At 60.2% G+C, this 15,156-nt stretch carries 7 protein-coding genes, 1 tRNA gene and 2 pseudogenes; 5 read left to right on the top strand and 5 right to left on the bottom strand.

The annotated features are described in order from the left end of the window. Nucleotides 1-83: 83 nt before the first annotated feature. Together LOY50_RS29225 and LOY50_RS29220 are read left to right on the top strand one after the other, a co-directional pair. Nucleotides 84-905, top strand: a pseudogene (locus LOY50_RS29225) (PAS domain-containing protein); the annotation flags it as partial. Nucleotides 906-989: 84 nt separating this feature from the next. After that, entirely contained in the window at nt 990-1,445 is a 456-nt protein-coding gene (locus LOY50_RS29220; RefSeq protein ID WP_408980873.1) for a methyl-accepting chemotaxis protein, read from the top strand. A gap of 303 nt (nt 1,446-1,748) precedes the next feature. Here the strand turns inward: LOY50_RS29220 and ggt are convergent, their stop codons facing one another. From ggt to LOY50_RS24070, 4 genes are all read right to left on the bottom strand, one after another. Continuing rightward, nucleotides 1,749-3,605, bottom strand: coding sequence for a gamma-glutamyltransferase (gene ggt / locus LOY50_RS24085; protein ID WP_258689372.1), 1,857 nt, complete (start codon nt 3,603-3,605; stop codon nt 1,749-1,751). A gap of 192 nt (nt 3,606-3,797) precedes the next feature. After that, nucleotides 3,798-5,414, bottom strand: a complete 1,617-nt coding sequence (locus LOY50_RS24080; protein ID WP_253478189.1) for a methyl-accepting chemotaxis protein — start codon at nt 5,412-5,414, stop codon at nt 3,798-3,800. Between the two features lie 217 nt (nt 5,415-5,631). Next, nucleotides 5,632-5,708: transfer RNA gene (locus LOY50_RS24075), tRNA-Met, on the bottom strand. A gap of 103 nt (nt 5,709-5,811) precedes the next feature. Then, nucleotides 5,812-7,869, bottom strand: a complete 2,058-nt coding sequence (locus LOY50_RS24070; protein ID WP_253478187.1) for a methyl-accepting chemotaxis protein — start codon at nt 7,867-7,869, stop codon at nt 5,812-5,814. Between the two features lie 331 nt (nt 7,870-8,200). Between LOY50_RS24070 and LOY50_RS24065 the strand changes: the two genes are divergently transcribed. Next, the gene (locus tag LOY50_RS24065; protein ID WP_253478185.1) at nt 8,201-9,418 is read left to right on the top strand and encodes an MFS transporter; all 1,218 of its coding nucleotides are present in this window, start codon (nt 8,201-8,203) and stop codon (nt 9,416-9,418) included. A 263-nt stretch (nt 9,419-9,681) separates the two neighbouring features. Here the strand turns inward: LOY50_RS24065 and LOY50_RS24060 are convergent, their stop codons facing one another. Beyond that, the gene (locus LOY50_RS24060) at nt 9,682-11,982 is read right to left on the bottom strand and encodes a hypothetical protein (protein ID WP_258689371.1); all 2,301 of its coding nucleotides are present in this window, start codon (nt 11,980-11,982) and stop codon (nt 9,682-9,684) included. Between the two features lie 920 nt (nt 11,983-12,902). Here LOY50_RS24060 and LOY50_RS29215 point away from each other — a divergent pair. Both LOY50_RS29215 and LOY50_RS29210 read left to right on the top strand, forming a co-directional pair. Continuing rightward, nucleotides 12,903-14,165: pseudogene (locus tag LOY50_RS29215) on the top strand (HAMP domain-containing protein); the annotation flags it as partial. Next, on the top strand, nt 14,160-15,065 hold the full coding sequence (locus LOY50_RS29210) for a methyl-accepting chemotaxis protein (RefSeq protein ID WP_408980872.1): 906 nt from the start codon (nt 14,160-14,162) through the stop codon (nt 15,063-15,065). The pseudogene LOY50_RS29215 and the gene LOY50_RS29210, both read left to right, overlap by 6 nt. Nucleotides 15,066-15,156: the final 91 nt, after the last annotated feature.

The raw sequence follows: 15,156 nt of genomic DNA, 5'->3' as shown, positions 1-15,156 counted from the left end.
GGGAGGCTTATCGGGTTCGAGGGCGTCCTGGAATATTTTCACCCGGGGCTCGCGCTGCTCTTTAGAAAAAAAACGCCGGGCCGATGGCTAGGGAACAGCATTTCATTCTCCTGCTGTCGGAGCTGCCCATGTTCAACAACCGCCTGAAGCAGGAGCTGTTGGCTCTTCGCCAAGAACTGTCCAGCCTTGCGCAAGTCAAGGAAAGCCTGGATCGCGAGATGCTTGGCCTCACTCTGGATGCCGATGGACGGATTCAATCAGTCAATCAGAATTTCCTCGACGAGATGCGTTACAAGAGCCAGGACTTGATTGGCCGGCCTGTGGATGAACTGGTTCCTGCATATTTGAAATCCAATGAGTTCCAGGTTCGCTTCAAGTCGGCGTTGACCCGTGGCGAGCACTTTTCCGGTGCCGTGCGCCTGCTGCGAAGCAATGGCCAGGAAGCCTGGCTGCGTTCGATCCTCCAGCCTGTACGGGGGGCTGACGGGCGGATCCGCTATTTTTCGATGTACTCCAATGACCTTACCCGCACCATCGAGGCCTCTCGCGAGCATGAAAACCTCATCGGTGCATTGGTGCGCTCAACGGCGGTGATCGAATTCGATCTGGGCGGTCACGTACTGACGGCCAATGATCGTTTCCTCAACGCCATGGGTTACAGCCTTGCGCAGATCAAGGGCAAGCATCACCGCACATTTTGCGAACCTGAGGAATACAACAGCGCGGCCTACCAGCAGTTCTGGAAGCGCCTGAACAGCGGTGAATTCGTGGCCGGCCGCTTCAAGCGTATCGACAGCAATGGTCGTGAGGTCTGGCTGGAAGCCTCCTACAACCCGGTGGTCGATGCCAACGATCGACTGTATAAAGTGGTCAAGTTCGCCACCAACATCACCGACCAGGTCAACCAGGAAAAAGCCGTCGCCGAGGCGGCCGGCATCGCCTACAGCACTTCGCGGCAGACCGACAATACCGCCCAGCGTGGCACGACGGTGGTGACCCAGGCCGTGGAGGTGATGCGCGACTTGGCCCGGCACATGCAAACCGCTGGCGAAGGCATCGAGGCGTTGAACGAGCAATCCCTGGTGATTGGTACCATTGTCAAGACCATCAGCGGCATCGCCGAACAAACCAACCTGCTGGCGCTCAACGCCGCGATCGAAGCGGCCCGGGCCGGCGAGCAAGGCCGTGGCTTTGCGGTGGTGGCCGATGAAGTGCGCCAACTGGCATCGCGCACCAGCCAGGCGACCGATGAAATCGTTGGCGTGGTCCGCCAGAACCAGGACATGGCCCGTAACGCCGTGGCACTGATGACCGACGGCCAGCACCAGGCCGAACACGGCCTGGCCCTGGCCGCCGAGGCGGGCACGGTGATCGTCGAGATCCAGGACGGGGCGAAGAAAGTGGTCGATGCGGTAAGCCAGTTTGCCAACCGGCTATCGACTTGAGAAACCTGCTGAGCGAGCCGCCGCTATCGCGAGCAGGCTCGCTCCCACAGTTCTCCCTGAATAGCCTTGATATTGTGTTCGCCGCCATCCCCTGTGGGAGCGCGCTTGCTCGCGATGGCGGTCGCATATTCAACATCTGTGCAAGCTGACCCAACGCTATCGCGAGCAAGCTCGCTCCCACAGTTCTCCCTGAATAGCCTTGATATTGTGTTCGCCGCCACCCCCTGTGGGAGCGAGCTTGCTCGCGATGGCGGCGGCACATTCAACACCCGAGCAAGCTGCCTCAATTTGATAGGCGAGCGTTCAATCTCCTAGCGCTGCGCCTTCGCGCCGCGGGTCCGCGCCGCCGGCCAGAGACGTTTTCCCTTGCGCATCACGCACTCGCACGATCGCCTGGGTGCCGCTGTTCATGTCGATCTCGCTCACCGCATGGCCTTTGTCTTTCAGCGCCTGGATCAGCGTCGGGCTGAACTGCCCCTTTTCCAGCTCGGTGGGGCCATTGCGGCTGCCGAAGTTGGGGAAGTTGATGGCGGTTTGCGGGTCCAGGTTCCAGTCGAGCAGGCCAATCACTGACTTGGCGACGTATTCGATAATTTGCGAGCCACCCGGTGAACCAACGGCGGCGAGCAGCTCACCACTTTGACGATCGAAGATCAGCGTCGGTGCCATGGACGAGCGCGGGCGTTTGCCGGGTTCGACGCGATTGGCGACTTTTTGCCCGTTTTCTTCAGGGATGAACGAGAAGTCGGTCATCTGGTTGTTGAGCATGAAACCCTGGACCATCAAGTGCGAGCCAAATGCCGACTCCACCGTGGTGGTCATGGACACGGCACCTCCCTGGTCATCCACCGCCACCACTTGCGAGGTGGAAATGCGCAGTGGCGAACGGTCCGGCGCATAGGCCACCTGAATGCCCGGCGGTGTCCCGGGCTTGGCGACGCCCATGCTGCGTGGGCCGATCAGGCCTGCGCGGCTGGCCAGATAGCCCGGGTCGACCAGGCCTTTGACCGGCACGGGAACAAAATCCGCGTCGGCGACGTACTGGGCGCGGTCGGCGTAGGCCAGGCGTTCCGCTTCAGCGATCAAGTGCGCCGCCTCGGGCGCGGGCTCGAGGCCGGCGGGTTTATCGGTCTTGAGGGGTTTCAACGGCGCGAGGGCATTGTGGCTGTCGCGCTGTTCGAGGGCCTGCAATGTCCCGAGGATCTGCGCCAAGGCAATCCCGCCAGAAGACGGGGGCGCCATGCCACACACTTGCCAGCGCTTGTAGTCGGAGCACAACGGCGCACGCTCCCGGGCGGCGTAGCCCTGGAGGTCATTGAGCGAAAGGCTGCCGGGATTGGCGTGGCCGCGCACCTTGGCGACCATCTCCTCGGCCACGGGCCCTTTGTACAACGCATCCGGGCCTTCGTTGGCGATGCGCTTGAGGACGCTGGCCAAAGCGGGATTCTTCAGTGTCGTACCGACGGCTTTCGGGCTGCCATCGGCGTTCAGGAAGTAGGCGGCCATGTCCGGCGAGCCCGGCAGGGACGGATCGGTCGCGATCAACGAATGCAACCTGGGCGAGATCGCGAAACCTTGCTCTGCCAGCGCGATGGCCGGCTCGAACAGCGTCGCCCATTTCAGGCGTCCGTGTTTGCGGTGGGCCAGTTCCAGGGCGCGCAACACCCCTGGCGTACCCACGGAGCGGCCGCCGATCTGAGCGGCGGTAAACGGCATGGGTTTGCCGTCGGCTTGCAGGAAAAGTTTTTCAGTGGCGCCAGCCGGTGCCGTTTCGCGACCGTCGTAGGTGCGCACGGCCTTGCCATCCCACAGCACAATGAACGCGCCGCCGCCGATGCCTGAAGATTGCGGTTCCACCAGCGTCAGCACCGCTTGCATCGCAATCGCCGCGTCGATGGCCGAGCCGCCGCGCCGCAACATCTCCCGCCCGGCCTCGGCCGCCAACGGGTTGGCCGCGGCAGCCATGTGCTTGTCGGCGTAACGGGTCTGCACGTCGGCGCGGTAGCCGGATGTGATTTCCGGCGGGGAAGGTAATGCCGGTGTGGCAGTGGAGGAGGGCGGGGCCTTACAGGCGATGAGTGTCAGGGCGACAGCCAGCAACGAAACGGCTGACAGGCGATGAAGGTTCGGTTTCAGGTCTATAAGCACGTGTCGCTCCATCCGTGGGCCAGGGAGATAGAGAACGACTGTAGCGACGCGAGGCGTGGGGCGCAAATCAACAAGGCTTCTTGCCACGGGGGCGTGCAACCAAATCCAGCGAGGGCGGGTACTTTTCTCAAGGCATAAAAAACGGCTTATCTTTCGATAAGCCGTTTTAGTACTGTGGTGGCCTCTTCTGTGAGAATGCCATGTTCAAAAGGTGAATCGACGCATTGTGACATTCAGGCGATCGGCCAACGACTGCATGCTCGCTGCGGATTGGCTCAGGGTATTGGTCGCGACGCTGGTTTCCTCGGTCATTTGTGCCACTCGATCGACGTATTCAGCTACCAGTAAACTAGCAGAGCGTTGTTCCTGTAGCGCCGAGGCAATACCGGCGACAACGTCTTGCATGCGTGTATTGCTCCGGCGTATTTCATTCATTGCCATGCCCGCGGCGTTGGAGCAGCGCGCACCTTCCTTCACCCGCTCTGTACTTTGTGCCATCGCCTCGATTGCCAGCTGCGTACCTTGCTGAATGGCCTGAACCATACCGATGATTTCCTGCGCGGAACGCGCAGTGCGCCCGGCAAGCTCTCTGACTTCATCGGCCACCACGGAGAAACCACGCCCCTGTTCGCCGGCGCGGGCTGCTTCGATGGCAGCGTTGAGAGCGAGCAGATTGGTTTGGTCTGCGACCTGCTTGATAACTGCAGTGATAACGCTGATTTGGCTCGACTGCTCTGCAAGTTGATTGACATTGTCTGAGGAGGCGGCAACTGCCGCCATGATGTTGTCCATTTCGGCTACCGCTTGCATCACCACCTTGCCGCCGTTCTCGGCGAACCCGTTGGCTTCGTGCGCGGTATCTCCCGCCACTTGGGAACTGTCGGAAATGTGGGCAATACTCACCGTTAACTCCTCGACGGCGGCGGACATCGAACTTGCCGCGTCGCTTTGCTGACGGGTGCTGGCGTTGACCTGTTGAGTGGTAACAGCAAGTCCGGTCGCGGAGGTTGAAAGTTGTCTAGAGGCCGCATCAATTTCCCCGACGATGGCGCGGAGATTGTCGGCCATGCGTTTCATCGATGCCATCACGCTGGCTTCATCGCCGCTGCGAACAGCAATCGCCCTCTGCAGTTGGCCCGCCGCGATATCGTTGGCGATACGCGCCACGTCGTGCAGTTCACCCCCCAATTGATGTTGGATGATCACAGCGATACGCCAGCCAATCAGAACAATTAGCGACAACACCAGCACGCTTGCCACACCGGCAATCACCGTCCACTGGACGCGCACAGCGACCGCGTCGGCCGCGCCCTGGTTACCGAGCTGCTGATTATAGGCAAAGTGCTGTGTTATCGCGGCGTTCAGTTTGTCTGCAATGGCAACGCCATCAGTCAGCAGGTTGCGCGCCTGATCTTTATGGTTAGTACGCGATTGTTCCAAAACCCGCGCTGTTACCTCGTCGTAGGCTGCCGCGAGCGTTCGATCATCGGCCAACATTTGCCGATCTTTATCGTCGGAAATAAGCGGTTCATAATTTTTGAAGGCTGCCGCACGCGCCTCCCGTGCCTGCTTGATAGTGGTCTCGATCGCCGCCGTTGCGGCCGCGTCCGCATTGAGCACATGCGCCTGGATAGATACCCGCTGCTGCCAGAAGGCTGAGCTGGCTTCGTCCAACAGGATGAGACTGGGCACCGTATTGACGTTGCCGTAACTCGCCGCATCGAATACAGCGCTGGCCTGATAGGAGCCAATGCCCGCCACCAGTCCCAAACCAAGAACTGCCAAACCGATCAAACAACTGATTCGCTGAACAATGGTCATGCTGAATGCTCCCTGGATAGGTCCAGTACAGCACACGGGCCACAGAAAAGTAGGTTTTGCCGCAGTAAATGTAAATTGCCTGGGCTGTGCGGGGAGGGGATACGCGATGTGAGGGGGCGGATAGTCCAGGACGGACGTCCAGAAACAAGAAAGCCCGCACGAGGCGGGCTTCTTGAGGTGATTCATAGACTGCTGTAGACATCTATGGATCGGTACTTGGTGGCTACACAGGGACTTGAACCCCGGACCCCAGCATTATGAATGCTATGCTCTAACCAACTGAGCTATGTAGCCAAGTGGCGCGCATTATTCGCCGGTAACGAAGATGTGTCAAGCGTAAATCTGAAATATTTCTCTGCGCTTTCAACCGCTTAACAATCCTCGCTGCAAATCGCTATCAACCGAGCTGAAATCTCCCTGTGTTGGCACTCAGGGCCCGGCTTCCCTGGCTCAGGGTGTCCGCCGCCAAATTCACGGCCCGTGCGCCTTCAAGCAAACGCATCGCTGCCTGGTCGACCTGCTGGATATTGCCGCTGACCTCGTCGGCGGTGCTGGCTTGTTCATCCACGGCAGTGGCGATTTGCGCCAGGGTGTCGGTGACGCTTTGCACCGCGCTGGCAATTTCTCCCAGCCGTTCGCCAAGGCCGGTGACTGCTTGAGCGTCGGTCTGGGCCTGGCCGCAGGCGGCTTCCATCAGGCTGACGGCTTCGTTGACCGTGGCGCGCAGGCTGTCGACGGTGGCGGCAATCTGTTGCGTGGAGGATTGGGTGCGTTGCGACAGGCTGCGTACCTCGTCGGCCACCACCGCGAAACCACGGCCCTGTTCCCCGGCGCGAGCGGCTTCGATGGCGGCATTGAGGGCCAGAAGATTGGTCTGCTCGGCCACGCCACGAATGGTATCGACCACCAGTTGGATCTGTTGCCCCTGTTCGCTGACCCGTCCCAGTGCGGCGGCGGTTTCGTTGAGGCGCTGGTTGAGCTGCTGGATGCTGGCCGTGGTGCGTTGGCTGTCGCGGCTGCTGTCGGTGGCGATGCGGCGGGTCTGCTGGGCGCTATCGGAGGCCTGTTCACAACTCTTCGCCACACCCTGGGAGGTGGCGGCCAGTTGTGTCGCTGCGGCAGCGATCTGGCTGATCTGCATCTGCTGGGCTTCGACTTCGCCCAGGGCGCCGCTGGAGTGGGTATTGAGGGTGCGTACGGCGTTGCTCAACTGCAACGTTTCGTGGTCGACCCCCAGCAGGCTGTTGCGCAACTGCACCACGGCGACGTTGAGGGCGGTGCTGATGGCCGCCAGTTCATCGCGCCCTTGCACCGGCACTTGCAGGCTGAGATTGCCGTCGCGCAGGGCTTCGGCCAGCAGGGTGATGCCGCTGGCGCTACGCCGGATCGACGCTTGCAGGCAAACAAAAAGATACAGCGCCGCCAGCAGCAGGCAGCCCAGTACCGTCGCTACCAGGGTGAACTGGCGAATCGCCGAACCGTGGTAGTGGTCCAGGCGCGTATCCAGTGCCACCAGTGACTGTTGCCGCAGGGTCGCCAGCTCGGCGAGGAGGGCGTCCATGTGTTTCTCGAAGTCTTCGGGCTTGAGATTGATGGAACCGCCGAACACCCCGTCATCCAACACTTTCAGGCCGGCATCCAAGTGCTTGAGGCTGCCCTGGTATTGTCCGGCCCAGGTTTGCAGATCGCTGGGCAGGCGGGATTCCAGCAGCGCTCCGGTCTTGACCAGTTGGTCCCGCGCGTCGCCGATACGGCTGCGCAGGTCCCGCAGTTGCAGGCGGCTCTGCAACGTGAACTGGCCTGATACCACGGAAGCCTGTCCAACGCTGGCCAGGCGACCGACCCGTTCGATCAGGTCTGGCGTCTGCTGAGTGGAAATCTGCGTCAGCAAATACGTTTCCAGCCAGGAGGCGAGGGTCAGGCGGTTGTCCATGACCATCTGCTCGCGCAAGGCTTGCAGGGCGCTGAGGGCGGCGGTGAAGCGGTCGTAGCCATCCGGCCACCAGCCCACGCTGCCCAGGCTTTTCGAATCCAGACCGTTGAGGCTGGTTTGCAGGGCTTGATAGCGGGCGAGGGTATCGGCTTCGGCCCCTTCGGTTTGCAGGGCGTTGCCCAGGTCACTGGCGGCCTGGGTGAGGGCCGGTTGCACTGCGTCGTACGCCGCCATGGCGGCCAGCGTCGCGGGTGTCGGCTGCCGATTGGTTTCGGTGGCGCGCCAGCGGGCGGCGCGGTTGCGCTGGGCGGTGAGCAGGTTGTCCAGGTTATCCAGGGCCAGCAATTGGCGCACCCCGGCGCGTTCCCCGGAAATCAGGCTGAGTTTGTCGCGATAGTCCTGGCCGATGAGCCACAGGCTGCCCATGAGCGGCAGGATAAAAAGCAGGAACAGCAATTGGAATTTGCGGGCGAAGCCGAAATGCCCCAACAATCTGATTCCCGGTGATAAAAAAGCCTGCATGCCCATACTCCCCTGAACACCCTGCACTGTTTTTGTGCGTTTTCTACACAAGTGCCGAAACAGGTGCCCTTTTAAAAGGCCTCGAAAGTTTGTCCAAATCGGCTCAGTAGGCCAGCTCTGTAGCGAAACTTCCCATTCTCGGTCCCCTTTGTAAGGAGCCGCGTCGTAGGCCATTAACAAGGCAAGATTCAGACCATGGCGTAGGGCTATCACCTTGGATTTCGACAATTTTTCGAGGTCGATAGCTAGCTAAGGGGATAGTCTTGCTGCACCGAAAAATGGCACATTGACGCACCTGCCCGTGTGCACCCTCTGTCGTATGGAAACTCCCATGGCTATCAGCAATACCCAGGCCGAGATCCCACCCATTGCCGCCACTGCGCAAAGCAGCCCGTTGGTTATGCGGATCATCGGCGCCGTGGCGCTGGCGCACTTGATCAACGACTTGATCCAGGCCGTGCTGCCCTCGATTTATCCAATGCTCAAGGACAGCTATGGCCTGACGTTCACTCAGGTTGGCTTGATCACGCTGACGTTCCAGTTGACCGCCTCTTTGTTGCAGCCTTGGGTCGGCTATCACACTGACCGGCACCCCAAGCCCTGGCTGCTGCCGGCCGGGACGGTGTGCACGCTGATCGGCATTGTGATGATGTCCATGGTCGGCAGTTTTGCCTTGATCCTGTTGGCGGCGGCATTGATCGGCATTGGCTCGTCGACCTTTCACCCGGAAGCGTCGCGGGTGGCGCGATTGGCCTCGGGCGGCCGTTACGGGCTGGCGCAATCGACGTTCCAGGTGGGCGGTAACGCCGGCTCAGCCTTTGGCCCGCTGCTGGCGGCGGCGATCATCATTCCTTATGGGCAAGGCAATGTGGCCTGGTTCGGGTTGTTCGCCTTGTTTGCGCTGTTCGTGCTGTACCGCATCAGCCGTTGGTACGCCAACCACCTGAACCTGTTCAAGCTCAAGCAAGGCCAGGCGGCCACACATGGCCTATCCAGAGGCCGGGTCTTGAGTGCGCTGGTGGTGCTGGGGCTGCTGGTGTTTTCCAAGTATTTCTACATGGCCAGTTTCACCAGCTATTTCACGTTCTACCTGATCGAAAAGTTCGACCTGTCGGTGGCCTCTTCGCAATTGCACCTGTTCCTGTTTCTCGGGGCAGTGGCGGCGGGGACCTTCTTCGGTGGGCCGATTGGCGACAGGATCGGGCGCAAGGCGGTGATCTGGTTCTCGATCCTCGGCGTGGCACCGTTCACCCTGATCCTGCCTCATGTCGACCTGTTGTGGACCAGCATCCTCAGCGTGGTCATCGGCTTCATCCTGGCCTCGGCGTTCTCGGCCATCGTGGTGTATGCCCAGGAACTGGTGCCGGGCAATGTCGGGATGATCGCCGGCGTGTTCTTCGGGCTGATGTTCGGTTTCGGCGGGATTGGCGCCGCGCTGCTGGGGCACCTGGCGGACATCCGTGGCATCGAGTATGTGTACTGGTTGTGCTCGTTCCTGCCGCTGTTCGGGGTGTTGGCGATTTTCTTGCCGAGGACTCGAAAGGCTTGAGGCGGGGGAGCATCGATGTAGCTGAGCCATCGCTATCGCGAGCAAGCTCGCTCCCACATGTGTTCTCGGGTGTTCAAGGTATCTACACACGACACAAAACCCTGTGGGAGCGAGCTTGCTCGCGAAGGCGTCGGCACATCCAGCATCAATGCAAACTGACCCTCCGCTATCGCGAGCAAGCTCGCTCCCACATGGGGTTGTGGGAGCTAACACGGCTTTTTCTTCGAGCGGAACTCCTGCTCGTCATGCCTGCGATTCACCCCTCAAGGACGGTAGACACTGGCCTGGATCGCGCCGGGGTATTGCCTGAACCCGCCCGTGTTGCACAGCGGTGTCGACAATTGGTAGTCGCCCGCCGTCGTGGCGTTGGCGGTGCGTACATTACCGGCCGCGAACCCAGAGTAATCCTGAAAGGCATCGAACGAGGCGATTGGCTCGTCGAAGTAGTTGCCACGGGAAGGGTCGAAGATCGAGAGAGTGATTGCTACGCCACCAGGAAATGCTGCTTCGGCCTCGATCAACACGGTCTCGTAGGGATACAGGGTCTGTGGGGACGGCCCGGCGGAAGTGGGGGACGGATTGAACACCGTGGCCACCAGCGTGTTCGGGCTCAGGTTGGTAAGCGCGATGACCAGGTAATTGGCGTCATTGCCGCCGTAGGTGTAGGGCCGCGTCATGGCGAACGCCCAACCGTTCCTGCTGTTAAAGAAGTTGTCCTTCGAGCCGCCGTTGTCCCAGACCTGGGTGAGCGCGATTTCTTCCGGATAGATTGACCAGTCCGTCGAATCGGCGATCCAGTATTTGAAGTAGGTCCCGTCGATCGCGGGTGTGATGTACTGCGCATAGGCGGGCACACCGTCGATGGGGTTGTTATTGACGTCCAGATATTGGTAGATCTGGTATTTGGCCGGCAGCAGCATCTGCATCACCGACAACACGTAACCCTGCTTGGCGGCTTTCACCATATTTCCGGTTTCACCGGAGTTCCAGAACAACCCGTCGGGCCCTGTGGAAGCGATCAGCGTATAGCTGATCTTCAGCTTGGCCCAGTCGGTCAGGATCGCGGTTCCCATGGTGTCGAAAGTGTCCAACAGCCCTTCGAAGGTGGCGCTCAATTGCCCCCACAGGTCGGCATAGGCCACCTGGAACAGGCTGGGAGAAACATTCGAACTCTGGGCCGCGACCGCCACATTGATGCCGCTCTGGAGAACGTTGGCCGCGACGGCGAAATAATTGATGTCACCTTCCATCGTTTCAGCCGAGAGCACGGTGTAGATGACGCCCGAGAGCACCGCCAGGATGATGCCGCCGATGTTGGTCGAGTCACCGTCCTCGAAGCCGGCATCCTGACCCAGTTCGGAGAGCAGCGCCCCCTGGTCCACGAACAACAGGGTGTGGAAACTGGTATAGCAGGCGAACAGGCTGTTGACGGCGCTCGCTGCGCTGAGCTCCAACTTCAACTGGTCCACTACGGGGTGCCAGACTTGCGCTGGGAACGCGTTGTAGTCCAGGCCGAGCATGTCTTGCCGGTAAGTGTCCAGGGTGCTGGCGCCGTTGGTGTACTGCTCGCGCAGGATCAAATGGGGCTGATTGTTCATGGCCGCCAGTTTGTTGTTGATCCAGTCATAGACAGCCTGTTGGTCAGGCGTAAAGGCCGGGAAGGCCGGGTCGGACGCCGGCAAGGCCATGATGCTGTCCAGGGGCGTGGTAGGCATGAAGTACCATTGGCTCGAGGTGTCGGTGTCTTGCATCTGTACCGAGCCCCCCGCGATGTCGACACTCAGATACTGGTTCGAAGCGCTGTTCTGGATGGCCGTGGGGCCGAGTCCCGTTCCCCAGAGCCAGGTCTGCTCGACCGGGACGGGTACGCTCTGTGTGGTGTTGGTTGGCGTACTGCTGCCGGCATCCTGACCCAGCACCAACCCGGCGAGCAGGCCACTGAGCAGCCGTCCATCGGCGGTGACTTGCCAGATCTGGTTGGGCGAACCAGCTACGAAGGGGCTCAACGTCACGCCGTCGGAACTGGAGGTGAGTACAAAGGGCACGCCTTTCTCGGGTGCGACGAGGCGGCTTTGTACATTGACCCATCGAGTTGGCGGCCAAACCTGATAGTGATTGCTGCTCGAGGCCCAGCAGGCTTGGTTGAGGGTGTTGTACAGCACGAGGTTGCCGTCGGTCTGGACGAGCAGTTCCTGAGGGTCGATGCCGTTGGTGTAGGGCGACCATGCCACGTTGCCGTCGCTGGTGCCCAGGACCAGGTTGCCATCGGTCTGGACATCGAAGTAGGCACCGTTGTTGGTGCCCGTGGCCCAGATCGCGCTACCGGTGAACGAGCTGTTGGCCGCCACGGGGCCAGTGACGACCTGGTACAGCACCAGGTTGCCATCAGGCTGCAGCAGCAACACATAGCCGTTGCCGGCCGCTGCCGCCCACTGGCCGGGCAGCATCCGCGTGTTGGGTGGAATGTTGCCGTTGTCAGCCTGGACCGGATCGCCGAGCGGGACCGTGAGGAAGGTGCTGGGGTTGGTGGATGTTGCCAGCGTTATATCGCTCAGGTTGTTCATGTTGATCTCCTTTTCACGACATTGGGTGGACGCCTTGCGGTTGTTTTCGCACGTGAGAGAGGGCAGTACATGGGCACGGCTGCGCTCCCAGGAATCCGGCGCGCCTGTGCCTGCTACGCCGATGCAATTGATCGGGAAGTCTTTTCAAGTGTTGGGTCGCGAACAGGTCCCGGAGCGAATCAACCGCTCCCGGACTTGAGGTGGCCGAGGGAATACTCAGCCAGGAGGGTGCCGTTCAATGTCGCCAGTGGCTGGCAGCACTGCACGAATGGCGGGGGCGGGGGCGGGTCTCTTCGTATATCCGTAGTTTGCGAGACTGTGCATGAGAATCTCCCTATCCATGCGGAAGAAGGCGCTTGAGCGTTGTGCCTTGCAGGACGCGCATGAAGTGTAGCCCGGCGCTCATATCTTGCCTGAGCTCCCTCTTGCGGGGTGGTGGCCAGTGCGATGCAAAGAGAGAGTCTCAATTTTAATCTTGTACTTGATGAGTACGTTACTGTTGCGACTAAAGTACTGGTTTGTATAAGCCTTAAGTGGGTATTTGTATAAAGGTTGGTCGTGTTAATTTGCTGTTGTGGTTAATGGTTAGAAGGGAATCTGCAGCATTATTCAAGGGTGACCCCTGTGGTGACTGGAAAAGCAGGCTTTCGCATTCTTTCCACCTATCGCCCTTATTGTCGCGGACATAAGGCCTTCGGTTCTTGGTTTGACGACCTCTTCTGCGCTGCGGGCGGACAGGGGTTGCGCCCCCCACCTGCCATATTGAAATTCTTATAAAGAGCTGTATCGCCAAGTTCTTCCAAGGTGTTTGCCTTGGGGGCGGCGTAGCAGCCGTGATCGATTGTTATGCCGTGTCGTGCACACGTTAGATGCTGCCGTCTTTTGACGTTGGCCATAAATAGAATCAGGCGGGGAATGATATGAAGTTCAAGTCATTGCAGGCACGTATTTGTGTCACGGCAGGCGTATGCCTGTTTGTTTCATCCATCAGCCTGATTGTCTACGGGCTCTTTAGCGCCCGGGCCAACGAGCAATATGTCTCGACCGAGGTCAGCGCACTGGTTGAAAAATCAACCATCCGGGAAATTCAGAACCTGGCCGAATCCCGGGCCAACGCCATCCAGGCCAAGTTGCAGAATGCGCTGGATGCAGCCCGCACCATGGCCAATGCCTTTGCCGCCAGCAAGGCCGCGCAAAGCCCCCTGGTATTGGGCCGCGAACAGATCAACAGCGTACTGCTCAGCGTCCTCAAGGATAACCCTGACTTCAACGGCACCTATTCCTGCTGGGAACCGAATGCGTTGGATGGGCAGGATCCGGCGTTCCGCAATGCAGAGGATGGCAATAACCCGCTGACCGGGCGCTTCACGCCTTACTGGACGCGCAGCGCCGATGGCCACGTCGCGGTGCAGCCATTGGTCGAGTATGACTCCCCGGACCGTCATCCCAACGGTGTGCCCAAGGGCGGCTGGTACAGCGGCCCGCGCGACACCCTCAAGGAAAGCGTGCTGGACCCCATTCCTTATGTGGTCCAGGGTAAAAACGTCTGGCTGACCACCTTGTCGGTGCCCATCGTGTCCAACGGCAAGTTCTACGGTGTGGTCGGGGCTGACTTCGATATCGCGTTTATCCAGAAACTCAGCGAGCAGATGTCTGCCGATCTCTACGGCGGCAAAGGCACGGTTTCGATCTTGAGTAACCAGGGCTTGGTGGTCGCGGACAGCCAGCGGACCGACCTGATTGGCCAGCCGATCAAGGCCTTGTTGCCTGACTCCTGGGAAAAAGTGCTCCGCGATATCCAGGGCGGTCGGGGTGATGGCCTGCTCAATGCGCAAACACAGAACATCGAAGTGCTGATGCCCATTGCGCTCGGTCGCACGGGCAAGCCCTGGGCGGTGTTGATTCGCCTGCCCAAGGCTGTGGTCATGAGCCAGGCCATCGCCCTGGAGCAGGAACTGCAGGCGCGCAGCCTCAACAACAGCATCTGGCAGGTATCGGTAGGGTTGGTCATTTCGTTGTTGGCCCTGGCCGCCCTGTGGTATGCCGCGGCAAAAATCGTTGGGCCGATTCGCGAAGCCGCCGCCTTGGCAGCGACCATCAGCCTGGGAGATTTCTCTCGTCGCCTGGTGCAGAAATCCGAGGATGAGGTTGGGCAGTTGTCTGCAGCCCTCAACGACATGTCTGAAAGCCTGCAACGGCAGGTGCGGGTGGCCGAGCGCATTTCCGAAGGTGACCTGGATCTGGAGGTCCGCTTGTCTTCGCCCCATGACACCCTTGGCAAGTCGTTGGAGAAAATGGTCAGCAACCTGAACCAGCTGATTTCCGAGGTTCAAGTCAGCGCCACCCAGATCACTGGCAGCTCGGCGCAGGTCACCGACTTGAGTCAGTCACTCTCCGACGGGGCTTCCAATTCCGCCTCGTCCATCACCGAAATCAGCGCGGTGATGACGCAGATGGCCGCTCAGACCCGGGACAATGCCGCCAACGCCAAGAAGGCCGATGAGCAATCCCAGGCCTCGCGGGCCGATGCCGGGGAAAGCGACAAATTGATGAGCGAACTGATTGCCGCCATGGCCGAAATCGACAACTCGGGCAAGGACATCACGGCGATCATCACCACCATCGACAACATTGCCGCACAAACCAACCTGCTGGCCTTGAACGCGGCGATCGAAGCTGCCCGGGCTGGTGAGCTTGGGCGCGGTTTTGCCGTGGTGGCCGACGAAGTACGTAGCCTGGCCGCCCGCAGTGCCGAGGCCGCCCAGCAGACTGCCGCGCTGATCGCCGATTCCTCGAGCAAGACCCAACGCGGCATGATCATCGCCGGCCGGACCGCCGAATCGCTGAAGAACATCGTCAGTGGAACCGGTGCGGTGTCGAGCCTGGTTTCGCTGATCTACCAGGCCTCCAGCGAGCAGGCTTCAGGTTTGCAGCAGGCCAGCATCGGGCTTGAGCAGATCGACGAAGTGACGCAGAAAAACCAGTCGAACTCGCAAGAGTGCGCCGTGGCGGCCAAGGACCTTTCGGAGCGAGCCTCGCTGATGCAGCGGGTGTTGGGACGCTTCAAAGTCAAAAGAGGCTAATGGGCGTCCGTGGCGAGGGAGCAAGTTCCCTTGCCACGGCGGTCACAAACCTCGAATGAACAGCATTACGGCATAGCAGGCTTTTTGTTAT

This window comes from Pseudomonas sp. B21-010, assembly GCF_024749325.1.
GTDB classification, from domain to species: domain Bacteria; phylum Pseudomonadota; class Gammaproteobacteria; order Pseudomonadales; family Pseudomonadaceae; genus Aquipseudomonas; species Aquipseudomonas kilonensis.
This window is presented reverse-complemented; position numbering and strand designations above follow the sequence as displayed.